Annotated in this window: 18 protein-coding genes; 6 read left to right on the plus strand and 12 right to left on the minus strand. The window is 66.4% G+C overall.

Features of this window, described 5'->3' with window-relative positions; genetic code table 11:
• Nucleotides 1–45: 45 nt before the first annotated feature.
• Nucleotides 46–1,842: an aspartate--tRNA ligase gene (aspS, locus tag AC1DIP_RS08150; protein WP_477733438.1), complete on the minus strand. Its 1,797-nt coding sequence runs from the start codon at nt 1,840–1,842 to the stop codon at nt 46–48.
• Between the two features lie 95 nt (nt 1,843–1,937).
• Here aspS and AC1DIP_RS08155 point away from each other — a divergent pair, with 95 nt between their 5' ends.
• On the plus strand, nt 1,938–3,191 hold the full coding sequence (locus AC1DIP_RS08155) for an APC family permease (RefSeq protein ID WP_477733439.1): 1,254 nt from the start codon (nt 1,938–1,940) through the stop codon (nt 3,189–3,191).
• A gap of 24 nt (nt 3,192–3,215) precedes the next feature.
• Here AC1DIP_RS08155 and hisS read toward each other — a convergent pair whose 3' ends face one another.
• Nucleotides 3,216–4,586 (minus strand): histidine--tRNA ligase, encoded by a 1,371-nt coding sequence (gene hisS / locus AC1DIP_RS08160; RefSeq protein ID WP_477733440.1) that lies wholly within the window; start codon nt 4,584–4,586, stop codon nt 3,216–3,218.
• Between the two features lie 227 nt (nt 4,587–4,813).
• Between hisS and AC1DIP_RS08165 the strand changes: the two genes are divergently transcribed.
• The 3 genes from AC1DIP_RS08165 to AC1DIP_RS08175 all read left to right on the plus strand — a co-directional run bounded on the left by AC1DIP_RS08165 (nt 4,814) and on the right by AC1DIP_RS08175 (nt 8,160).
• Complete coding sequence (locus tag AC1DIP_RS08165) at nt 4,814–5,632, plus strand: peptidylprolyl isomerase (protein ID WP_476211265.1); 819 nt, start codon at nt 4,814–4,816, stop codon at nt 5,630–5,632.
• Nucleotides 5,633–5,696: 64 nt separating this feature from the next.
• The gene (locus tag AC1DIP_RS08170) at nt 5,697–7,286 is read left to right on the plus strand and encodes a DUF349 domain-containing protein (protein ID WP_477733441.1); all 1,590 of its coding nucleotides are present in this window, start codon (nt 5,697–5,699) and stop codon (nt 7,284–7,286) included.
• Between the two features lie 100 nt (nt 7,287–7,386).
• Nucleotides 7,387–8,160: a hypothetical protein gene (locus AC1DIP_RS08175; RefSeq protein ID WP_477733442.1), complete on the plus strand. Its 774-nt coding sequence runs from the start codon at nt 7,387–7,389 to the stop codon at nt 8,158–8,160.
• Here the strand turns inward: AC1DIP_RS08175 and AC1DIP_RS08180 are convergent.
• The 9 genes from AC1DIP_RS08180 to pdxT form a co-directional block, all read right to left on the minus strand.
• Nucleotides 8,041–10,431, minus strand: coding sequence for a RelA/SpoT family protein (locus tag AC1DIP_RS08180; RefSeq protein WP_476211269.1), 2,391 nt, complete (start codon nt 10,429–10,431; stop codon nt 8,041–8,043). The two genes, AC1DIP_RS08175 and AC1DIP_RS08180, sit on opposite strands and share 120 nt — an antisense overlap.
• A 149-nt stretch (nt 10,432–10,580) precedes the next feature.
• Nucleotides 10,581–11,588 carry a protein translocase subunit SecF gene (gene secF, locus AC1DIP_RS08185; RefSeq protein ID WP_477733443.1) on the minus strand — a complete coding sequence of 336 codons (1,008 nt, stop codon included), beginning with the start codon at nt 11,586–11,588 and terminating at the stop codon, nt 10,581–10,583.
• Complete coding sequence (secD, locus tag AC1DIP_RS08190) at nt 11,588–13,342, minus strand: protein translocase subunit SecD (RefSeq protein ID WP_477733444.1); 1,755 nt, start codon at nt 13,340–13,342, stop codon at nt 11,588–11,590. Before secD ends, secF begins: the two co-directional genes overlap by 1 nt.
• Nucleotides 13,343–13,441: 99 nt before the next feature.
• A complete protein-coding gene (gene yajC / locus AC1DIP_RS08195) occupies nt 13,442–13,849 on the minus strand; it encodes a preprotein translocase subunit YajC (protein ID WP_477733445.1) in 408 nt (135 codons plus the stop codon).
• 209 nt (nt 13,850–14,058) lie between these two features.
• Nucleotides 14,059–15,144: a Holliday junction branch migration DNA helicase RuvB gene (ruvB, locus tag AC1DIP_RS08200; RefSeq protein WP_476211274.1), complete on the minus strand. Its 1,086-nt coding sequence runs from the start codon at nt 15,142–15,144 to the stop codon at nt 14,059–14,061.
• Nucleotides 15,137–15,781 (minus strand): Holliday junction branch migration protein RuvA, encoded by a 645-nt coding sequence (ruvA, locus tag AC1DIP_RS08205; protein ID WP_477733446.1) that lies wholly within the window; start codon nt 15,779–15,781, stop codon nt 15,137–15,139. The genes ruvB and ruvA overlap by 8 nt, the downstream gene beginning before the upstream one ends.
• A 90-nt stretch (nt 15,782–15,871) precedes the next feature.
• Nucleotides 15,872–16,450, minus strand: a complete 579-nt coding sequence (gene ruvC, locus AC1DIP_RS08210; RefSeq protein WP_141160324.1) for a crossover junction endodeoxyribonuclease RuvC — start codon at nt 16,448–16,450, stop codon at nt 15,872–15,874.
• A 68-nt stretch (nt 16,451–16,518) separates the two neighbouring features.
• Nucleotides 16,519–17,274, minus strand: coding sequence for a YebC/PmpR family DNA-binding transcriptional regulator (locus AC1DIP_RS08215; RefSeq protein ID WP_141160323.1), 756 nt, complete (start codon nt 17,272–17,274; stop codon nt 16,519–16,521).
• 4 nt (nt 17,275–17,278) lie between these two features.
• On the minus strand, nt 17,279–17,989 hold the full coding sequence (pdxT, locus tag AC1DIP_RS08220; protein ID WP_476211278.1) for a pyridoxal 5'-phosphate synthase glutaminase subunit PdxT: 711 nt from the start codon (nt 17,987–17,989) through the stop codon (nt 17,279–17,281).
• A 90-nt stretch (nt 17,990–18,079) separates the two neighbouring features.
• Between pdxT and AC1DIP_RS08225 the strand changes: the two genes are divergently transcribed.
• Together AC1DIP_RS08225 and AC1DIP_RS08230 are read left to right on the plus strand one after the other, a co-directional pair.
• Nucleotides 18,080–19,372 (plus strand): DUF1727 domain-containing protein, encoded by a 1,293-nt coding sequence (locus AC1DIP_RS08225; RefSeq protein ID WP_477733447.1) that lies wholly within the window; start codon nt 18,080–18,082, stop codon nt 19,370–19,372.
• The gene (locus AC1DIP_RS08230) at nt 19,369–20,124 is read left to right on the plus strand and encodes a type 1 glutamine amidotransferase (protein ID WP_477733448.1); all 756 of its coding nucleotides are present in this window, start codon (nt 19,369–19,371) and stop codon (nt 20,122–20,124) included. Before AC1DIP_RS08225 ends, AC1DIP_RS08230 begins: the two co-directional genes overlap by 4 nt.
• Before the next feature lie 16 nt (nt 20,125–20,140).
• Here the strand turns inward: AC1DIP_RS08230 and AC1DIP_RS08235 are convergent, their stop codons facing one another.
• Entirely contained in the window at nt 20,141–21,511 is a 1,371-nt protein-coding gene (locus AC1DIP_RS08235) for a ferredoxin reductase family protein (RefSeq protein WP_477733449.1), read from the minus strand.
• Between the last annotated feature and the right edge of the window lie 33 nt (nt 21,512–21,544).

Genomic DNA, 21,544 nt, shown 5'->3' on the forward strand with positions numbered 1-21,544 from the left:
TCCCCCGGGCGGACCGGGGAACCTCCACTGACGTGCGGCCGTTGACTACTTCTGGTCTTCGGGCTTCTTCACTTCGGGCTTTTTGGCCTCGGGCTTGAAGTCCACGCCTGCTTCCTTGCGCTGCTGCGGCGTGATGGGGGCCGGGGCCTCGGTGAGCGGGTCGTGTCCACCGCCGGACTTCGGGAAGGCGATGACGTCGCGAATGGACTCGACTCCTGCCAGCAGCGAGACCACGCGGTCCCAGCCGAAGGCGATGCCGCCGTGCGGAGGCGCGCCGTACTTGAAGCCCTCCAGCAGGAACCCGAACTTGGTCTGGGCGTCCTCCTTGTCCAGGCCCATCAGTTCGAAGACGCGCTCCTGCACTTCGCGCTGGTGGATACGGATGGAGCCGCCACCAATTTCGTTGCCGTTGCAGACGATGTCGTACGCGTAGGAGAGCGCAGACTCGGGATCCTTGTCGAATGTGTCAAGGAATTCCGGCTTGGGCGAGGTGAACGCGTGGTGCACCGCAGTCCACTGGCCTCCGCCGACGGCAACGTCACCGGACGCCACGGCAGCGGCGGCGGGTTCGAACATGGGCGCGTCCACAACCCAGCAGAAGGCCCAGTCAGTGGGATCGATCAGGCCGGTGCGGTGCCCGATCTCCACGCGGGCCGCACCCAGCAGGGCACGCGACGGGGTCTTCTCGCCTGCGGCGAAGAAGATGCAGTCGCCGGGCTTCGCGCCCACGGCGTCGGCCAGGCCCGCACGCTCGAACTCGGTGAGGTTCTTCGCCACCGGTCCCGCCAGCTCGCCGTCCTCCTTGTACAGGACGTAGGCAAGGCCCTTGGCGCCGCGCTGCTTGGCCCATTCCTGCCACGCGTCCAGGGCGCGGCGGGCCTGGGAAGCACCGCCGGGCATGACGACGGCGCCCACGTAGGGTGCCTTGAACACGCCGAAGTTGGTGTCCTTGAAGAATGCGGTGAGCTCGGTCAGCTCCAGCCCGAAGCGGAGGTCCGGCTTGTCGGAGCCATACCGTGCCATGGCGTCGGCATAGGTAATGCGCTGGATCGGCGTGGGAATCTCCACGCCGATGAGCTGCCACACTGCCTTGACGATGTTTTCGCCCAGCCGGATGATGTCGTCCTGGTCAACGAAGCTGGCCTCGATGTCCAGCTGGGTGAATTCCGGCTGCCGGTCTGCGCGGAAGTCCTCGTCGCGGTAGCAGCGGGCGATCTGGTAGTACTTTTCGAACCCGCCCACCTGCAGCAGCTGCTTGAAAAGCTGCGGGGACTGCGGGAGGGCGTACCAGGAACCCGGGGCCAGGCGTGCCGGAACCAGGAAGTCACGGGCGCCTTCCGGCGTCGAACGCGTCAGCGTGGGCGTCTCGATCTCCACGAAGCCCTCCTGGTGGAGCAGGTCGCGCGCCACCCGGTTGGCCTCTGAGCGGAGGCGCAGGTTGCGGCTGGGGCCGGGGCGGCGCAGGTCCAGGTAGCGGTGCTTGAGGCGGGCTTCCTCGCCGACTTCCACGTGCTCGTCAATCTGGAACGGCAGGGGGTCGGAGGTGTTGAGGATGGTGACGTCCTCGGCGATGACCTCGATTTCACCGGTGGCAAGCGCCGGGTTCTCGTTGCCTTCCGGGCGCTTGGAAACGGTGCCCTTGACCTGCAGGACGTACTCGTTGCGCAGCCCGTGGAACACTTCCTCCTCACGGACCACCACCTGGGTCACGCCGGAAGCGTCGCGCAGGTCAACGAATGCCACACCACCGTGATCACGACGGCGGCCCACCCAGCCGGCCAGGGTTACGGTTTGTCCAATGTGCTCGGAACGAAGGGATCCGAGGTCATGTGTGCGCAGCACAGCACGCCTTTCTGCGGGAAAACAGTGGGAATTCAATATGATCGTTGCGGAACGATCCCGTCCGAGTTTACCCGCTGGAAAGGCAATGCCACCGCATGAGCGAACCGCAGCAGCTGCAGCGCAGGCTCGGGACCTTTGACGCCACCGCGATCGGGCTGGGGTCCATGCTGGGCGCCGGGGTGTTCGTGGTCTTCGCTCCGGCCGCCGCGCTGGCCGGAAACCTGCTGGTCCTCTCCGTGCTCATCGCGGGGGTGGTGGCCTACTGCAATGCCGTCGCGTCTGCCGCCCTGGCCGCCAGGTACCCCACCAGCGGCGGAACCTACGTGTACGGCCGGAACCAGCTGGGCGAATGGCCGGGTTTCCTGGCCGGCTGGGGTTTCGTCACCGGCAAGACAGCCTCCTGCGCAGCCATGGCATTGACGTTCGGCAGCTACGCGGCGCGGGATTATGCGGTCCCGGTTGCTGTGGCTGCCGTCGTGGCCCTCACCGGAGTCAACCTGCTTGGCATCACCCGGACCGCCCTGCTGACACGCATCCTGCTGTGCATGGTCCTCGCGACGCTCGTGTTCGTCGCCGTTGCTGCGTGGCTGGGCCCGCACGCCGGGGCGGAGCTTGCCGGGCCGCCGTCGGACAACCCGGCGGGGGTGCTGCCGGCGGCAGGCCTGATGTTTTTTGCTTTTGCCGGCTACGCCCGGATCGCCACGCTGGGTGAAGAAGTCAAGGACCCCACGCGGGCCATCCCCCGGGCCATCCTGGCAGCCCTGGCGGCCGCATTCGCCATTTACCTGTTGCTGGCCCTGCTCCTGCTGGCCCACCTCGGACAGCGTCTCGGAGCATCCGGGACGCCGCTGCTGGACGCAGTACTCGATTCCCGTCTTGCCCCTGCCGCGCCGCTGGTGCAGGCCGGCGCTGCCGCCGCGTGCCTGGGCGCCCTCCTCGCGCTTATTACCGGCGTGGGGCGGACCACCCTGGCCATGGCGCGGGAACGCGATCTTCCGGGCGCGCTGGCAAAGGTGGGCGGCACCCATACCGTTCCGTACGTGGCCGAACTCGCCGTGGCCGGCGTCGTGATCCTGCTCCTGGTGACCACCAACGTGATGACGGTGGTGGGCTTTTCAAGCTTCGGCGTCCTGGTTTATTACGCCGTGGCCAACGCCTCCGCCTTCACACTGGCGGCGCACCCCGGGTACGCCCCCCGCTGGATGAACATCGTCGGCTTCCTCGGCTGCGTCGTCCTGGCCTTCACCCTGCCCCCGGCTGCGGTCCTGACCATGGCCGCGGTCCTCGCCGCAGGCGTAGCCGGACGCTGGCTGGTGCTGCGTTTCCGGCAGCACCAGCCCAAGCCTTAGCGTCCGGGGGCTGGAGTTCCCGGGCTAGGCGGAAGCAGCAGCCGGCGCCGTTGTTTCAACCTGCACGGTGAGGTCCTCGACGGGCGGCATCCAGGTTTCGGGGGCGGCCAGCACCTGCTCGCCGGTGCGGATGTCCTTGACCTGGTGGGTGCCGTCGTCGTCAGTGAACCAGACGAAGGGGATCCCCCGGCGGTCCGCGAACTTGATCTGTTTGCCGAACTTCTCGGCTTTGGCCGCCACTTCGGTGGGAATTCCGCGGCTGCGCAGCAGGGCGGCGACATCCTGGGCCGCGCCCCAGCTGTCGTCGTGGTTCAGGGCCACCAGCACGGCAGTGGGAACCGAACGGGAAGCTTTGGCCAGGTCCTGGCTCAGGATGCGGGACACCAGGCGGGTCACCCCGATGGACAAGCCCACGCCGGGGAACTTGCGGTTGCCCTTGGACGCCAGGGCGTCGTACCGGCCGCCGGAGCAGATGGATCCCAGCTGTTCGTGGCCCACCAGCACGGTTTCCACCACGGTACCGGTGTAGTAGTCCAGGCCGCGGGCGATGCTGAGGTCTGCCAGCACCTTGCCGGGAGCCCGCTGCACGGCGGCATCGATGACCTGTTCCAGTTCGTCCAGGCCCTCGTCCAGGAGTTCGTTGCTGACGCCGAGGGCCCGGACCTGCGCCACGAAGGACGTATCTTCGGTGCGGATGGCAGCGAGCTGGAGCGCCTTGGCGGCCTGGTCATCGGAAGCACCCAGTTCGGCCTTCAGCAGTTCGGCCACCTTGGCAGGACCGATCTTTTCAAGCTTGTCGATGCTGCGCAGCACGCCTGCGGTGTCATCGAGGCCGATGCCGCGGTAGAAGCCTTCGGCGAGCTTGCGGTTGTTGATGCGGAGGCGGAAGTCCGGGATGGGCAGGGCGCTCAGGGCCTCGGCGATGACGAGAGCAATTTCGACGTCGTAACGGAACGGAAGGTCGCCGTCGCCCACCACGTCGATGTCCGCCTGCGTGAACTCGCGGGCCCGGCCTTCCTGGGGCCGCTCGCCGCGCCACACTTTCTGGATCTGGTACCGGCGGAACGGGAAGGCGAGGTAGCCCGCGTTTTCGACGACGTAGCGGGCAAACGGCACCGTGAGGTCAAAGTGCAGGGCAAGCGCGTTGGGGTCGGCCTTGCCGGCTTTGACCGGGTTGTCGCCTTCATCCTCCTGGAGCCTGCTCAGCCCATAGACTTCCTTGTCGATCTCCCCCTTGCGGAGCAGCTGGCCCACGGTTTCCACGGCGCGGGTTTCGATGGAGGCGAAACCATGGAGTTCAAAGACCCTGCGCAGGGTATCGAGCACATGCAGCTCCACCAGCCGCTCCTCGGGAAGCCACTCGGGGAATCCGGACAGGGAGGCGGTGCGTGCCATGGGGAAGGTTCTCCTTAGGGATGGAAGGCGCGGCGGCACTCGCGACCACACCGCTCAGGCGGCGTACGGCGGCAGCACAGCCAGCCATGCATAAACTATGTGCGGCAGCCAGTTTATGCGTCATCCGTGTGCATCTCTAATGCAGCGGGCGCGCACAGCCTGGCCTTTTACTTCCTGCGCCCCGCGGCTGCCCACGGCGCGCAGGAGCCCGACGATGAGGAGGACCCTTGGCGGCCAGTTCACGCAGTGCCCGCGAAACGAAACGGCGCATCCAGCAAATGGAAGCCAAGCGTGACCTCCGGCGCGACCAGGAGAAGCGGCGGAGGCGCGACAACCTCGTGGCCGCCGGCGCCGGAACCGCCGCCGTGGTGCTCGCCGTCGTCCTTCAACTCACCGCGTTCGCGGGAAACCCCACCGAGGACGAATATGCCGCGGCGAAAGCGGGGCTGACCGAGCCGTCCGCCTCCGCCAGTGCGTCCGCCACTCCATCGGCCCCGGCAACCAACGGTCCGAACATTCCGGCGGCAGACACGGCGGCCGGCAAGACTTTCACCGGGCAATTGCTGCTGAACGGCAGTCCCCTGGGCGTGGAGGTTGACGGAACCAAGGCTCCGCAGGCCGCCGCCGTCTTCAAGTCCCTCAGCGACGAAGGCTATTTCAACGGCAAGACGTGCCACCGGCTCACCACCGCAGACCAGTTCGGCGTGCTGCAGTGCGGGTCGCCCAACGGCGACGGCCAGGGAGACCCCAATTACACGTGGGGCCCGCTGGAAAACACCCCGGCGGACAACATGTATCCCGCAGGGACCATTGCCGTTGCCCGTACCGGCAACAACGCTTACGGCAACGGGACACAGTTCTTCATCGTCTACAAGGACACCGCCATTCCGGCCGATGCCGCGGGCGGCTACACCGTGGTGGGCAAGGTGACGTCGGGGCTCGATGTGGTGACTGGCATCGCTGCCGCCGGCATCACGCCGGGTGCGAGCGACACGGACGGAGCGCCAAAACAACCAGTCACGATAGACTCGTTTTCTCTGAAGTAGGCCGGGCCCGCATGGCTACGGTGCAGTACGTGAGTATTTCCCTCCAAGCGAAAGACTTTTAGCGGTGACAGACAGTCAGAAATCCGACGAAACAGCAACAGGCGCAAGCGACACCACGGCACCGGCCGCCGACGACGCAAACCTTCCTGCTGCAGCTGCCGAGCAGGCACCCGTAACACCTGAAGCCACGGCTTCGGAGGAAGGCACCGCGGACGTGGACGCCGCTGCGGACGGCGCTGCGCAGCCCGACGACCAGGCCGGCACGGCCCCCGCTGCTGAAACGGCCGCACCCGCTCCCGGGCCCCGGCCGTCCGCACCCTCGCCCGCTGCCTTTGCTTCGCGCCCCAAGCCCGCTGCCGCCGCCCCTGCTGCCGCACCGGCTCCCGCCGCGCCCAGCACCTCCGTCGCCGAGGCCTCCAAGTGGGGCCGCGTGGAAGGCGACGGCCACGTCTACCTGACCATCGACGGCGGAGAACACCCCGTGGGCCAGTACCCCGGCGTGAGCGGCGATGAAGCGCTGATCTACTTCGCCCGGAAATACGACGACGTCGTGGCCCAGATTGTGCTCCTGGAACAGCGCGTCAGCTCCAAGGCGCCCAGCACCGACATGCAGAAGACGGTGACGCACCTGCGTGAGCAGCTCGCCGAACGCAACATGGTGGGCGACCTGCGGGCCGCCGAGGCGCGCCTGGACCAGCTGGCCGGGCAGATCACCGAGCTGGAGCAGGCTGAGAAGGCCGAGCACGATGCCGTCCGCGCCTCCGAGCTTGCAGCCCGCGAAGCCATTGTTTCCGAGGCAGAGCAGATTTCCGGCCAGGATCCCGCGCAGACCCAGTGGAAGACCTCCAGCGCCCGCATGAACGAGCTCTTCGAGAACTGGAAGGCTGCCCAGAAGAGCGGCGTGCGGCTTGGACGCAGCAACGAGGACGCACTCTGGAAGCGCTTCCGGGCGGCACGTACGGTCTTCGACCGCCACCGCCGCGCCTACTTCTCCCAGCTGGACAGCAACAATTCCGCCGCCAAGGCTGCCAAGGAGAAGCTCATCGCCGAGGCTGAAGCCCTCTCCACGTCAACCGACTGGGGCTATGCCGCGGGCGAATACCGTCGGCTGATGGACCAGTGGAAAGCATCACCGCGCGCCAGCCGGAAGGATGACGACGCCCTGTGGGCACGGTTCCGCGCCGCCCAGGACGTCTTCTTCACCTCCCGCCAGGCTGCCAACGACGAAATCGACCAGGAGTACGCGGCAAACCTTACGGTGAAGGAGGCGCTGCTGGCCGAGGCCAACGGCATCCTGCCGGTCAAGGACCTGGCAGCCGCCAAGAAGGCGCTCCAGTCCGTCCGCGACCGCTGGGAAGAGGCCGGCAAGGTGCCCCGCGCTGACATGGGCCGGATCGAGGCCGGCCTCCGCAAGGTGGAGGACGCCGTCCGCCACGCCGAGGAAGAGCAGTGGCAGCGGTCCAACCCGGAGCGGAAGGCACGCACCAACAGCGCGCTCTCGCAGCTCGAATCGGCCATCGCCGGGCTCCAGGAAGACCTCGCCGATGCCGAGAAGACCGGCGACCAGCGCAAGATCAAGGCTGCCCAGGAGGCTCTCGAAGCCCGCCAGGCTTGGCTTGACCAGATCCAGCGGTCGGCAAGCGAGCTGTCCTGACCTTCCAGCCCTGAGCTGTCGGAACAGGCCCGGTCCCGGTTATCCACATAACCCGGAGCGGGCCTGTTCCCGTTTATCGCGGTCCGGGCAGGATGGAGCCATGGGCACACCTCCAGGTTCATCCACCGCCGGCCAGGGCCGGGAACTCTCCGCAGCGGCGCCGCGGCAGGGATGCCCGGCCGGCGGGACGGAAACTGCCGCCCCGCCACGGTTTCCCGAACTCTATGCGCCGGGGAAGCCCTTCGCCGGCCCTGAACTCCAATCTTTGGCGGCCGACGGACTGCTGGCGCGCTTCCACCAAAATGGCTACACCCTGCCCGGCCTCCCCGCCTCGCCGCAGCTAAGGGCACGGGCGGCCGCCGGAGCCGTACCGGCGGCCATCCGGCAACGTGTGGTGGCCGGCCGGATGACGGCCGCCTGGATCTACGGCTGCGCGGCAGAACCGGACAGGCTGGCACTGCTGGTGGACGCCAAGCGGCGCGTCTCCAGCCTGCGGAATACCCGCGGCTGCACACTGCACGAAGTAAAGCTCGGACCATTCGATGTGCTCAGCCTGGGCGGACTCATGGTCTCCAGCCCCCTGCGGACCGCCCTCGACATCGCGCTGCATGTGGAACCGGAACGCGCCGTGCCCGCCCTCGCCGGTTTGCTGGGCCGGCCCCAGCAGGATGTGCGGCTGCGGCTCTTGGTGCTTGCCATCGAGGCAACACCGCGGGTCCCACACAAGCGCGCTGCCCTGGAGAAGCTCGCCCAGCTAGCTCCGGCGCTTGTTTCCGGTAGTGCGGTAGACGTCGAACACCCCGTCGATCCTGCGGACGGCGCTGAGGACGTGGCTGAGGTACTTGGGGTCCCCCATCTCGAAAGCGAACTTTGAGATGGCAACCCTGTCCGTGGAGGTGTGGACGCTGGCGGCCAGGATATTGACGTGGTTGTCCGACAGGACCCGTGTGACATCCGAGAGCAAGGACTTGCGGTCCAGCGCCTCCACCTGGATTTCCACCAGGAAGACGCTCGACTGGGTGGGCGCCCAGTCCACATCCACGATCCGGTCAGGCTGGTCCTTCAGGTCCGAGATGTTGGTGCAGTCGGTGCGGTGCACGGAGACGCCCGAACCCCTGGTCACGAAGCCCAGGATCGGATCGGGCGGAACGGGCGTGCAGCAGCGGGCCAGTTTCACCCACACGTCGCCAACGCCGCGGACCACCACACCGGAGTCGGAGAAGCGGGCTTTGCTGACCTGGCTGGGGATGCTGACCTCTTCGACGTCATCATCGGCACTCTCGTTGCCGCCGAGGCTTTCGATCAGCTTTTCCATGACGGACTGGGCGGATGTGTGCCCGTCGCCGACGCCGGCGTACAGGCCGGAGATGTCCGCGTATTTGAATTCCTCGGCCACCACGGCCAGGGCCTCGTGCGTCATCAACCGCTGCAGCGGCAGGTTCTGTTTCCGCATGGCGCGGGTCAACAGTTCCTTGCCGCGGTCGATCGCTTCTTCGCGGCGTTCCTTGCTGAACCACTGGCGGATTTTGTTGCGGGCGCGGGCGCTCTTGACGAAGTGCTGCCAGTCCTGGCTGGGTCCGGCCCCTTCGGCCTTGGAGGTGAAGATTTCCACCCAGTCGCCGTGGTTCAGTTCGCTGTTGAGCGGGACCAGTTTGCCGTTGACCCGTGCTCCGATGGTGCGGTGGCCCACCTCGGTGTGCACGGCGTAGGCGAAGTCCACCGGGGTTGAGCCGGCGGGCAGCGCCATGACCTCCCCCTTGGGCGTGAAGACGAATACTTCACGGGCGTTGATCTCAAAGCGCAGCGAGTCCAGGAACTCCCCGGGATCGGACGTCTCCTGCTGCCAGTCCACCAGGGAGCGCAGCCACCCCATGTCGCCGTCGCGAGGGCTTCCGGGACCCACCGCGGTGCGGTTGGGCTGGTCCTTGTACTTCCAGTGGGCGGCCACGCCATACTCCGCGCGGCGGTGCATTTCGTGCGTGCGGATCTGGATCTCCACGGGCTTGCCGCCCGGGCCGATCACGGTGGTGTGCAGGGACTGGTACATGTTGAACTTCGGCATCGCGATGTAGTCCTTGAACCTGCCCGGCAGGGGGTTCCAGCGCGAATGCATGGTGCCCAGGGCGGCGTAGCAGTCCCGGACGGAATCGACCAGGACGCGTACCCCCATGAGGTCGTTGATGTCGTCGAAATCTTTGTCGCGGACAATCATCTTTTGGTAGATCGAGTAGTAGTGCTTGGGCCGGCCCGTGATGGTGGCTTTGATCTTGGCGGCGCGCAGGTCCTCGGTGATCTGGTCGCGGATGACGCCCAGGCTCTTTTCCCGCTCGGGGGTCCGGTCCCCCACCATCCTGACGATTTCTTCGTACACCTTGGGATAGAGCGCGGCGAAGGACAGGTCCTCCAGCTCCCATTTGATGGTGTTCATGCCCAGGCGGTGCGCCAGTGGAGCGAAGATTTCCAGGGTTTCGCGGGCCTTGCGGGCAGATGATTCTGCGGACACAAAGCGCCAGGTGCGGGCGTTGTGCAACCGGTCCGCAAGCTTGATCATCAGGACGCGGATGTCCTTGGCCATAGCCACGACCATCTTGCGGACAGTCTCCGACTGGGCAGCCTCGCCAAAGCTGACCTTGTCCAGCTTGGTCACGCCGTCCACCAGCATGGCCACTTCCGGGCCGAAGTCCCGCTTCAGGTCAGCGAGGGTATAAGGGGTGTCCTCGACAGTGTCATGCAGCAGTGCCGCAGCCAGGGTGGTGCCGCTGAGGCCGAGCTCGGCCAGAATGGTGGCCACCGCCACCGGGTGGGTGATGTACGGGTCGCCACTCTTGCGCTTCTGCCCGCGGTGGCTGCGCTCGGCAACGTCGAAGGCGCGCTGGATGAGGTCGAAGTCCTCTTTGGGATTATTGGCCCGGACCGTCCGCAGGAGCGGTTCAAGGATGGGCGAATAGGTGGCTGTTCCGCGGCCGGTCAGGCGGGCCAGCCGGGACCGGGTGCGCTCCCTGCGGCCCGGAAACGTGGCGCGTGAACCTGAGTTGTCAACAGGAACCAGGGAACCCTGGCGCGCGGCGGATGGTGCACCGGCCTGCACGCCGGCAGCACTCTTTTCTTCCTCTGCCGTTGGCACCGACGCCGAACGCTCTTCCAATGAAGCACCCCTCACCACCGTTTAATTACCTCAGTCTATTCCTCCGGGCAGCGACTTTTATAACCGGGTGCTGACGCGCAAAAGCCGGGCAAGCGCGGAGTACGCGCTGCCCGGCTTTTGAAGGAACGACGGTTGTCGTCGTCCGCTGATCAGGCCTTGGCCGGCGAGGCCGGAACTGACCGTTCCGTACGCCGTTGCTGGACACGCCGTGCCTGCTTGACCAGGTCCGGTTCGCCCTGGCGGAGCCACGCGTACAACGGGGCGGCGACGAAGATCGTCGCCGCGGTTCCGATCAGGATCCCGACGAACAAGGCAAGGGACAGGTCGCGGAGGGTTCCGGCGCCGAGGAGCCCGGCCCCGATGAACAGGATGGCGCCCACGGGTAGGATTGCCACCATCATGGTGTTGATGGAGCGCACCAGGGTCTGGTTGACGGCGAGGTTGACCTCCTCACCGAATGTCCGGCGCGTGGAGGCGTCGATTCCGGTGGTGTTCTCGCGGATCTTGTCGAAGACCACCACCGTGTCGTACAGCGAGTAGCTGAGGACGGTCAGGAACCCGATGATGGCTGACGGCGTGACCTCAAAGTCGCTGAGGGCATAAACGCCCGCCGTGATGAACATGGTCACGGCCATGCCGGCAAGCGCCGAGAGGGACATCTTCCACGTGCGGAAGTACAAGGCCATGAGCAGCGCCGCGAGGAGGACGAACACCACCAGGCCGATGAGCGCCTGCTTGGTCACGTCGGCACCCCAGGTGGGGCCAACGAACGTTGAGGTCACCTCGTTGTCAGTCACCCCGTAGGCCCCGGTGAGGCCCTGCTTGATCCGCAGGGTTTCATCGTCGGTCAGCTTGTCCGTCTGGATGCGCATGGTGTTGCCGGCCACGTTGGCCACGCGCGGAACACTGCCGGCCACGACGTCGGTCACGGCCTTCTCGCCGATGGTGGCGTCCGTTGTCTTGACGTTCGAGACCGTGAACTCGGAGCCTCCGCGGAACTCGATGCCGAGGTTGAAGCCGCCCTTGGCCACCGGGATGATGATGGACAGCGCCACTCCCACCAGGGCGATGATGAACCAGATCTTCTTGGCCCCTACAAAGTCGTAGGAACGCTTTCCGGTGTAGAGCTCGTTGCCGAATGTGGCGAAGCCTGACATTACTTGTCCTCCTTCGCGGACGTCTTGGAGGAGCCGGCAAGCTGTTCCTGCTTCTCCGCAAGGCGCCGTTCGGCGATGGTCATGCGGCGCTCGGCTTCTGCCGCTGCACCGGTGTTCTTGGTGCGGACCACCACGGGCTTGTCCTCGGGAGTGCGGACACGGCCGGCGCCGCGGTACAGCGGCACGGCGCCCAGCCGCTCCGGGTCCAGGCCGGAGAACTTGTGGCCTTCACCGAAGAACCGGGTACGGGCCAGCAGCTGCAGCGTGGGGTGGGTGAACATGAATACCACGATGAGGTCGGCGATGGCCGTCAGGCCCAGCGTGAACGCAAAGCCACGGACGTTGCCTACCGCCACGAAGTACAGGACGAGGGCGGCCAGGAGGTTGACGGCCTTGGAGGCAAGAACCGTGCGCTTGGCACGCTTCCAGCCGTTTTCGACGGCGGACACCAGTCCGCGCCCTTCGCGCAGTTCGTCTCGGATCCGCTCGAAGTAGACGATGAAGGAGTCGGCCGTCTGGCCGATGGCCACGATGATGCCGGCAACGCCTGCCAGGGACAGCCGGTAATTCTCCGTCCAGCCCAGGATCGCGATGGCCAGGTACGTCAGGGCACCGGCGACTACCAGCGAGGCAATGGTGACGAAGCCCAGGGCCCGGTACTGGAACAGCGAATAGACCACCACGAGCAGGAGCCCGATGAGCCCGGCCAGCAGGCCCATGCGCAGCTGTTCACCACCGAGCGTCGCGGAGATTTGCTGCTCGCTCTGGATGTCGAAGCTGATGGGAAGGGCGCCGAACTTTAACTGGTCGGACAGCGCCTTAGCCGTCTGCTCGGTGAAGCCGCCGGTGATCTGCGGGCGCCCGTCAGTGATGACGGCCAGCGAACGCGGGGCGGAAATGACCTGGTCGTCCAGCACAATGGCGAACTGGGATTTGGGGTCGGTGCCGGACTCGCCGCCGGCAGCCACGTAGAACTGGTTCAGGCGCTGGGTAACGTCCTTGAACTTGGCCGTGCCGTCGGCGTCGAACTGGATGTTGACAGCCCAGTCGTTGGTAACGGCGCCCTGAGCACCCTGCTGCAGCTGAAAGGACGAGGTAACAATGTTCGTCCCTTTTACCTCTACCGGGCCAAGGATGTATTTGATGGCCGGGGACTTGTCAGTGGCCGGCTCGCAGGTCACCAGGGGCTTGGTGGGATCGGAGCGCTGGGACTTCTCTGGAGCGCTGTTGCAGTCCAGTGCTTCGAACTGCTTGTAGATCTCCGGAGTGATCCAGTTGGTGTCACTGCTGTTGGCCGGCTCGGCCGTGGGCTTGGGCAGCTGGTCTTCGGGGGTTTGCTTCTCCGGCGGCACCGCTGCGCCGTCGCCGTTGAGAAGGACCGGACGGAAGTTCATGTCCGCGGAAGCCTGGATCAGGTTCCGGGTTTCCGCTGAGGGCGTGCCGGGAAGGCTGACCACCACGTTGCGCCCTGACTGGGTGCTGATTTCGGCTTCGGACACGCCGGAGCCGTCAACACGCTGCCGGATGATCGCCACGGCCTGGTTGAGTTGCTGTTCGTTGATGTCCGAACCGCCCTCCACCTTGGGCGCCAGGATCATCTGGGTGCCGCCCTCGAGGTCCAGGGCCAGTTTGGGTGCCCAGCTGGCCTGCCCTGCGACGGTGCCGCCGGCCAGGACTGCGGTCAGCGCTGCGAGAAGTACACCAAGCCAGACCAGGACGCGGAGCCCTGGTTTCTTGCGGCCAGTTCGTGCCATTGTCGATCTTTCTCTTATTCGCGGAAGAACCGCCGTCGCGGGTTGTTACCTGCGCCGGCGGTGGTCCGCAGCGGTAGAGGGGTGAAGGGGCCGGCAGGCCTAGCTGTCCTTCTTGCCCTCATCGTTGAGGCGCTTCAGGGTTTCTTCCGGGGTCTCGGTACCCGTGGCGGTGCTCCCGGCTTCCGGGGCGGTCAGTGAGGATGCGTCATCCGGCACTACCGGCGCAGCCTCGGCAGGTTCGACGGTGGCCTCCGCGGCAGGCTCGACGACCTTGGTGACTGCCTGGCGGTGGACGGTGGCCAGGTTGCCGGGGGAAAGTTCAAGGGTGACCTTGTTGTCGGCGTCGTCGATGTCCACGATCCGGCCGAAAAGGCCAAAGCTGGTCATGACCTCCACGCCCGGGCCAAACTTCGACTGGAGCTCTGCCTGCTGCTGCTGCGTCTTCTTGTTGCGGCGGAACATCATGAAGATGAACACGCCGAGCATGACGAACAGGAGAATTGACATTGGATCCAAGGGGAATTCCGTTCTTTTGCGTGGTGCTGCTGGTTTTCCAGCGACGTCGGCCTCGCTTCGGCCGGGGTGGTTGGCTGCGCAGGCAGGACGCCTTACAAGTCCTTCCCCAAGCGACGGGGGCGTCAGGGCCACCCGCGAAACAAAGACCCGAGCGTGCCGGGCGTCATACCAGTCTAAAGGGAAAAGCTGAACGGAGCCTGCTATTGGCTCTCCGGGGCCCAGTCCCCGGCTGCTTCGGCGTCCCCGCCGGGTTCGAAAAGGTCCAGCTGTTCCTGCGCGAAGACGCCGGACGGAATGGCGTACCCCAGATGGGTCCAGGCCGGCGCCATCGCGATCCTGCCCCGGGGCGTACGTCCCAGCAGGCCTTCGCGGACCAGGAAAGGCTCGGCCACGGTTTCCACCGTTTCGGTTTCCTCACCCACCGCGATGGCAAGCGTGGACAGGCCGACAGGACCGCCGCCGAACTTGGTAATCAGGGCGTCGAGGACGGCGCGGTCCAGCCGGTCCAGCCCCTTCTTGTCCACCTCGTACATGTCGAGGGCGGCGGAGGCGGCCCGGGCATCGATTTGCTCGACTCCGTGCACCAGCGCCCAGTCCCTGACCCGGCGCAGCAGGCGGTTGGCGATACGCGGCGTGCCGCGCGAACGGCCGGCGATTTCGGCGAATCCTGCGGAGTTGACCTTGAGGTCCAGCAGCCCGGCTGAACGGCGCAGGACCAGCTCCAGCTCCGCGACGGAGTAGAACTCGAGGTGCCCGGTGAAGCCGAACCGGTCGCGCAACGGCCCCGGGAGCAGCCCGGCCCGGGTGGTGGCACCCACCAGGGTGAACGGCGGCAGCTCCAGTGGAATGGCGGTGGCACCGGCGCCCTTGCCCACCACGATGTCGACGCGGAAGTCCTCCATGGCCATGTACAGCATTTCCTCGGCGGGCCGCGACATACGGTGGATCTCGTCGAGGAACAGGACCTCGCCCTCTGACAGCGAGGACAGGATGGCGGCGAGGTCGCCGGCATGCTGGATGGCAGGGCCGCTGCTGAGGCGCAAGGGAGCGTTCATTTCCGCGGCCACGATCATGGCGAGGGTGGTCTTGCCCAGGCCCGGCGGACCGGAAAACAGCACGTGGTCCGCGGTCCGCCCACGCATCCGGGAAGCCTGCAGCACCAGCGAGAGTTGCTTCCGTACCCGGTGCTGGCCCACGAAATCATCAAGGTTCTTGGGCCGCAGGGCCGCTTCGATGGCCCGCTCCTCCGGCTCCTCCCCCGCTGCGACCAGTGACGGTTCAGCCACGGGTGCCTACGCGGTTGCCGGCCCGGGCCCCGTCCTGGCCCAGCCACCGGAGGGTGGTCCGCAGGATTTCCGGCACGTTGCCGCGGAACGATACTTCCGGATCATCGGCGAGGGCCTTGTCGATGCTGGCTGAGGCGTCTTTTTCGGACCAGCCAAGGCTGGTCATGGCGGCCACCACCTGGGGCTTCCAGGCAGCTTCGGCAGGGGTGGCGGCGCCGGCAGCTGCGGGGGTTCCGTGCGGGACGAGCTTCCCGGCCAGCTCCAGCACGATTCGGCCGGCCACCTTGGGCCCGATCCCGGGAACCTTGGTGAAGGTCTTGCTGTCCCCGGTATGCGCGGCAACCCGGACCGCTTCAGGATCGTGGACGGCAAGCACGGCGAGTGCCAGCCGGGGGCCGACCCCGCTGACGCTGAGCAGGACGTCAAAGACTTCCCGTTCGTCGTCGGAAGAAAAGCCGAAGAGCGTCAGCGAGTCCTCCCGGACAATCAAGGACGTGAACAGCTGGCCCTCTTCGCCCACGCGCAGCCGGCTGAGCGTCTGCGGAGTGGCGTTGACGCTCATCCCGGCACCGTTGAGGTCAATCACGGCCGTGGACAGGCCTACGTGCGCTACGGTTCCGCGGAGGAAACTGATCAAAGCCGGGCTCCCGTTGTACTGCCGGACTCGTAAGCGAGAACCCGGCTATCCGAACATATCTACGAATACCCTAGCAAGCGGCAGGGACAATCAGCGTGCACGGCGCGCTTTCGCCTCGGCTTCCGCCCAGGCCCGCTGGGCCGGCGTCAGGGCCGAACTGCCGGGACCGGTGGTGGCCACGGCGGCCCCGCTCCCGGCCCGCCATGCATGGGTGATGGCCAGCGCCAGCGCATCGGCGGCGTCAGCCGGCCGGGGCGGAGCGTCAAGCCGGAGGATCTTGGTGACCAGCTTGGTTACGGCATCCTTGTTCGAGGTTCCGCTCCCGGTCACGGCCGCCTTGACTTCCGACGGCGTATGCAGCGCCACCGGGATGCCGCGGCGGGCCGCCGCGGCGATCACTACGCCGGACGCCTGGGCCACACCCATTACCGTGCTGACGTTGAGCTGCGAGAACACGCGTTCGACGGCGAGGACTTCCGGTTCGTAGCGGTCCAGCCACTCGTCGATGGCCGTGGCGATCACCAGCAGGCGCCGGTCAAGGGTCTCGTCCGGGGACGTGCCCACGACCCCTACCGCCACCATGCTGGCCCGCCGGTTGCGTTCAACATCCACCACGCCGATGCCGCAACGGGTGAGGCCGGGGTCTACGCCAAGGACGCGGAGGGTCACTTCCGGCCCGCCGCGGCCGGCAGGCCGGGGCGGGCCTTGCGTGGTGGTTTAGCTGGCAAAGCCGGACGTCACTCTGATTCCAGGGCGGCCTGGACTTCGTCGCTGAGGTCGGCGTTGCTGTAGACGTTCTGCACGTCGTCGAGTTCCTCCAGGGCGTCTGCCAGCTTCAGGAACTTCCGGGCGCCGTCGACATCGAGTTCCACCTGCATGGAAGGAACGAACTCAACTTCATCAGTGTCGTATTCAATGCCGGCTTCAGCCAGTGCTTCGCGGATGGCCTGGAGGTCACCCGGTTCCGAATGGATCTCGAAGGTCTCGCCGTTGTCCTTGACTTCCTCCGCGCCCGCGTCCAGCACGGCCATCAGGACGTCGTCCTCGCTCAGGCCGTTCTTGGGCAGGTTCACCACGCCCTTGCGGGTGAAGAGGTAGCTGACCGAACCCGGGTCGGCGATGGTTCCGCCGTTGCGGGAGATGGCAAGGCGGACTTCGGAAGCAGCCCGGTTCTTGTTGTCGGTGAGGCACTCGATCAGCAGGGCGGAGCCCTGGGGGCCGCGGGCCTCGTACATGATTTCGGTGTAGTCCACCACTTCACCGGTCAGGCCGGCGCCGCGCTTGATGGCGCGGTCAATGTTGTCGTTGGGGACCGAGGTCTTCTTGGCCTTGGTCACGGCAAGTTCCAGGCCGGGGTTGCCGGCGAGGTCCGGTCCGCCCATGCGGGCGGCAACTTCGATGTTCTTGATCAGCTTGGCGAACGACTTGGCGCGGCGGCTGTCAATGATCGCCTTCTTGTGCTTGGTCGTTGCCCATTTGGAGTGGCCTGACATGGCTTTACGCTTCTCCTCTGATCATGCGGATAAAAAGTTCGTGTACGCGTTTTTCGCCGGTCACTTCCGGATGGAAGGAGGTGGCCAGCAGCTGGCCGGAACGCACTGCGACAATTCTAGCCGCCCCGGGGAGCGCTGCGGCGTGCGATGCCTGGCCGGGGTCCGCAGGTTCCACCTGGGCCAGGACCTCCACGTCCGGCCCCGCCCGTTCCACCCAGGGGCCGCGGATGAAGACGGCGTGCACCGGTTCCACCCCCGAAGCGGTCGCGCTGAAGTCCAGTCCCTTGAAGTCCAGGTCCGTTTCGAAGGACTCCCGCTGCCGGCCGAAGGCGTTGCGGCGGACGGTGATGTCCAGGCCGCCAAAGGTCTGCTGCGGGGCCCCGGAAAGGTCGGTGGCAGGATCGGCGATGTCTGCGGCCAGCAGGATCATACCCGCGCAGGAGCCATAGACAGGAAGGCCCTCGGCAATGTACTTGCGCAGGGGGTCCGCAAGGTCGAAGGCACGCGCCAGCTTATCGATCGTGGTGGATTCGCCGCCGGGAATGATGAGGCCGTCCAGGCCATCCAACTCAGCCGGCCGGCGGACCGCGATGCCCTGTGCGCCGGTGGCTTCCGCGGCGCGCAGGTGCTCGCGGAAGTCGCCCTGGAGGGCCAGGACACCAATCCGAAGGCCCGAGCCCACGCGCGCAGGATCAGCAGAAGGGGGGTTTGTCATCCTTCCAGCATACGGTCCCGGCCTGCCGGCTGCTGCAGGCAGGTGGCCCCCGGCAAAGGTTGCATGCCGCTGCTGGGATATATTCGAAACATGGTCTTCTTCAGTGTTCCGCTCGGCAAGCTGGTCCGCAGGGTCTCCCGGCTGCGCGGCGGCGGCTCCGCACTTCCAGGCCTGGTGGTGGAGAAAATCGACCCCGGCTTCATGCGGCGGACACTCACCACCCTTCCCCACGGCGTGGCTGTGGTCAGCGGCACCAACGGCAAGACCACCACCACCAAAATGGTGGTTGAACTCCTGGAAAGCCAGGGCCTGAAGGTATTCACCAACCGGACCGGCAGCAACTTCACCAGGGGCGTGGCGGCGGCCCTCCTCGGCGAAGTGGACTGGCGCGGCAGGCTGGACGCGGACATTGCCGTCCTGGAACTTGACGAGGCCCACGCCGTCCATTTCGTCAACAGTGTCCCGCCCCGCTATTGCCTGCTGCTCAATGTGCTTCGCGACCAGCTGGACCGCTTTGGCGAGATCGACAAGACCGCACAGCTGCTCCAGCACATCGCCGCCAAGACCACGGGAACCGTGGTCCTGAACCGTGAGGACCCGCGGGTTGCCAGGATCGCGGAAACGCTGACCGGGCAGGACGTCAAGTACTTCGGCCTCGACGATTCCCTGCTGGCCACCTTCCCCAACGACGATGACATGCGCTCCGCTCCCGGGAGCCCCGCCCCGGCGGGCCTGCCCGCAAAGCCGCAGGCCGACGTCGTACTCCGCAAGGTGGGCGCGGACAGCGCCGAATTTGAGTACGACGGCGGTACGGTCACCACGGCGATGAAGCTGCGCGGCGTCTACAACATCTTCAATGCGGCCGCGGCCCTGACCCTCGCCCGCAGCATTTGCGGCGGCGGCGCCGCCACAACGAACCACGAAACCCTGCTGCAGGCGCTGTCCCAGGTGGCGCCCGCCTTCGGCCGCGGTGAAAGCCTGACCGTTGACGGCCAGCCCCTGGACCTGGTGTTGGTCAAGAACCCGAGCGGCTTCCGGCTGGGGCTGAAGTCCTTCCCCGCAGGCGGCTACGCCACCATGATCGCCATCAACGACAACTACGCCGACGGCCGGGACATGTCCTGGCTGTGGGACGTGGAATTCGATTCGCTTCGCGGCGGCGGTGTGGACCTGCTGACCGGGTCGCGCGCCTACGACATGGCACTGCGGCTGCAGTACGACGAAGTTCCAGTGGGGGGTGTGGACACCGACATCCCCGACGCCCTCGCCGCCTTTATCCGGGAAGGCCAGGGCAAACCCAAGCGGATCTTCTGCACCTACACCGCCATGCTCGCCATCCGCCGCGAACTTTCCAAAATCACCACCGTGGAGGTTGTCTCATGAGTCCGGCAGAAGCAACGGAAGCTGGCAACCAGTCCAAAGGCACCCTTCGGGTAGTCCAGCTGTACCCGCGGGACATGAACATCTACGGAGACTGGGGCAATGCCCTGGTCCTCCAGCGCCGCACCGCCTGGCACGGCTATACGCCCGAACTGCTCGAGTACAACGTGGGCGACCCCTTCCCCGAGGACGTGGACATCATCGTCGGCGGCGGCGGGCAGGACAGCGGGCAGCTGGTCATCCAGGACGACCTGCAGGCCCGGGCCGGCCACGTGAAGGAGCTGGCCGAGGACGGCGCCCCCATGCTGGTGATCTGCGGCCTGTACCAGCTTTTTGGCAGGTTCTTCAAAACGCGCACCGGCACCGTCATTCCGGGCATCGGCGTCCTGGACGTGGAAACGCACGGCACGGATGAGCGCCTGATCGGCAACGTCAAGGTCTCAACCACCGAGTTCGGCGAGGTCCTGGGCTACGAAAACCACAGCGGCCAGACCACCCTGGGCAGCGGCGTACGCCCGCTGGGAACCGTGGCAAAAGGGACGGGAAACAACAGCAACGACGGCCAGGAAGGGGCTCGGTACCGCAACATCGTAGCCAGCTACCTGCACGGTTCCCTGCTTCCCAAGAACCCTGCCATCGCCGACTTCCTCATCCGCACCGCCGCGGAGCGCAAGTTCGGCAGCTTCTCCCCCGGCAGCCCTGACGACACCTATGCGGTCCTGGCACGGGAGCACGCCGGACGCCGGCCCCGTTAGGCGGCAACTGCCTGGATTACCGCCACTGGAAGTACTCCCGGTGGATGTTGGCCCGGCGGACACCGGCTGCCCGGAAGGCCCTGCGGAACTGCCGCAGCATGGCATCGGGTCCACCCATGAAGACGGACAGCTGACGTGGCTCCGTGTCCACAGCCGCAAGGACCGCTTCCGGAGTCAGCCGCCCGTCTGTTTCGGTGTCGACCACATGGATATGAAGCCACGGGTGGTTCCTGGCGGTGGCGAGGATCTCATCGGCAAACGGTGAGGGGCCGGCCGAGGTAACGAAGAAGTCCACCTCCCCGGGCACGTCCGTCCCCGCTGTTTCCAGCGACCGCACCCAGCTGAGGAAGGGTGTGATCCCCACGCCGCCCGCTATCCAGACCTGGCGGGCAGTGCCCCTGTGCCGGTCAAAGCGGCCGTAGGGGCCGCCCACAACGGCAGGCATTCCCGGCTGGACCACGTCGGGCAGCCGTGTGGTGTGGTCTCCCAGCGCTTTGACCGTGATGCTGATTCCACCTTCCGGTGCGGGACCCGAGATGGAAAAAGGGTGCCGCTGCCAGCCATCCGCCGTTTCAAGGTAGACCATGGCGAACTGCCCGGGTTTGAACTCCAGCGGACGGCCCAGTGGCCGGAGGGCTACTTCCACCAAGTCTGCAGCGACCGGGCGGACACCGGCCACCTGGTAGTCGTGATGGGGCAGGAACCGCCGCGCCAGCAGTTCCCGGTAAACGTAGAACGCCATCCCCGTTCCGCCAATTGCCACATAACTCCACCGCAGGCCGGGCGCCGCCTCAAACGCGCTGGCATCGAACAGTCCGTGCAGGAACCCGGCTGCGACGAACAGCCCTGTGAGGCGGTGGAAGCCGCGCCAGCGTTCATAACCGCCCAGCAGCCGTACCACCAGGCGGACTCCTTTGGCCTGCAGCGCTGCAACGACCAGGCGTCTGGCCGGGGCGGGCAGCATGGTCCGCCAACGCGGCAGCACCGCCCACACCACCAGGGCGGCCAAGCCGGATATGGCCACCACCGCCAGCGTCTTTCCCACGCTTGTTGCCTCCGGGTTTGAGGCCAGCTCGATGTGCGGCAGAAGCAGGACAGTAGCCGTTATGGCCGCACGGCGGTGCCAGATGGCGGCGTGGTCAATTCCACCGAACACTGGTTCCACGTGCGGAAGGGTGCTGACCAGGACCAGGGCGACGGAATACAGCAGCACGGATTCACCGCCGAAGAGCTGGCCAACGTGCCTGGGCAACGGTTCGCCCGCCGGCCGCGCCAGGTACCAGAAGATGCCGTAGGCAGCCACGACGACTGTTATTGCGCCCGGACCGATCCATCGGAGCGGGATACCCAGGAAGGCAGCTGCCGGCGTCGTTCCATGGTTGCTCATTGAGCAAGGTCCCTTCGTCACTGCCAATCCCGT

Source organism: Pseudarthrobacter sp. 05T312 (assembly GCF_056396685.1).

Excerpts from the sequence above, each read along its gene's own strand:
- AC1DIP_RS08155 (WP_477733439.1), top strand. The coding sequence starts at position 1,938 with ATGAGCGAACCGCAGCAGCTGCAGCGCAGGCTCGGGACCTTTGACGCC.
- hisS (WP_477733440.1), bottom strand. The coding sequence starts at position 4,586 with ATGGCACGCACCGCCTCCCTGTCCGGATTCCCCGAGTGGCTTCCCGAG.
- AC1DIP_RS08175 (WP_477733442.1), top strand. The coding sequence starts at position 7,387 with ATGGGCACACCTCCAGGTTCATCCACCGCCGGCCAGGGCCGGGAACTC.
- secF (WP_477733443.1), bottom strand. The coding sequence starts at position 11,588 with ATGTCAGGCTTCGCCACATTCGGCAACGAGCTCTACACCGGAAAGCGT.
- secD (WP_477733444.1), bottom strand. The coding sequence starts at position 13,342 with ATGGCACGAACTGGCCGCAAGAAACCAGGGCTCCGCGTCCTGGTCTGG.
- yajC (WP_477733445.1), bottom strand. The coding sequence starts at position 13,849 with ATGTCAATTCTCCTGTTCGTCATGCTCGGCGTGTTCATCTTCATGATG.
- AC1DIP_RS08215 (WP_141160323.1), bottom strand. The coding sequence starts at position 17,274 with ATGTCAGGCCACTCCAAATGGGCAACGACCAAGCACAAGAAGGCGATC.
- pdxT (WP_476211278.1), bottom strand. The coding sequence starts at position 17,989 with ATGACAAACCCCCCTTCTGCTGATCCTGCGCGCGTGGGCTCGGGCCTT.
- AC1DIP_RS08225 (WP_477733447.1), top strand. The coding sequence starts at position 18,080 with ATGGTCTTCTTCAGTGTTCCGCTCGGCAAGCTGGTCCGCAGGGTCTCC.
- AC1DIP_RS08230 (WP_477733448.1), top strand. The coding sequence starts at position 19,369 with ATGAGTCCGGCAGAAGCAACGGAAGCTGGCAACCAGTCCAAAGGCACC.
- AC1DIP_RS08235 (WP_477733449.1), bottom strand. The coding sequence starts at position 21,511 with ATGAGCAACCATGGAACGACGCCGGCAGCTGCCTTCCTGGGTATCCCG.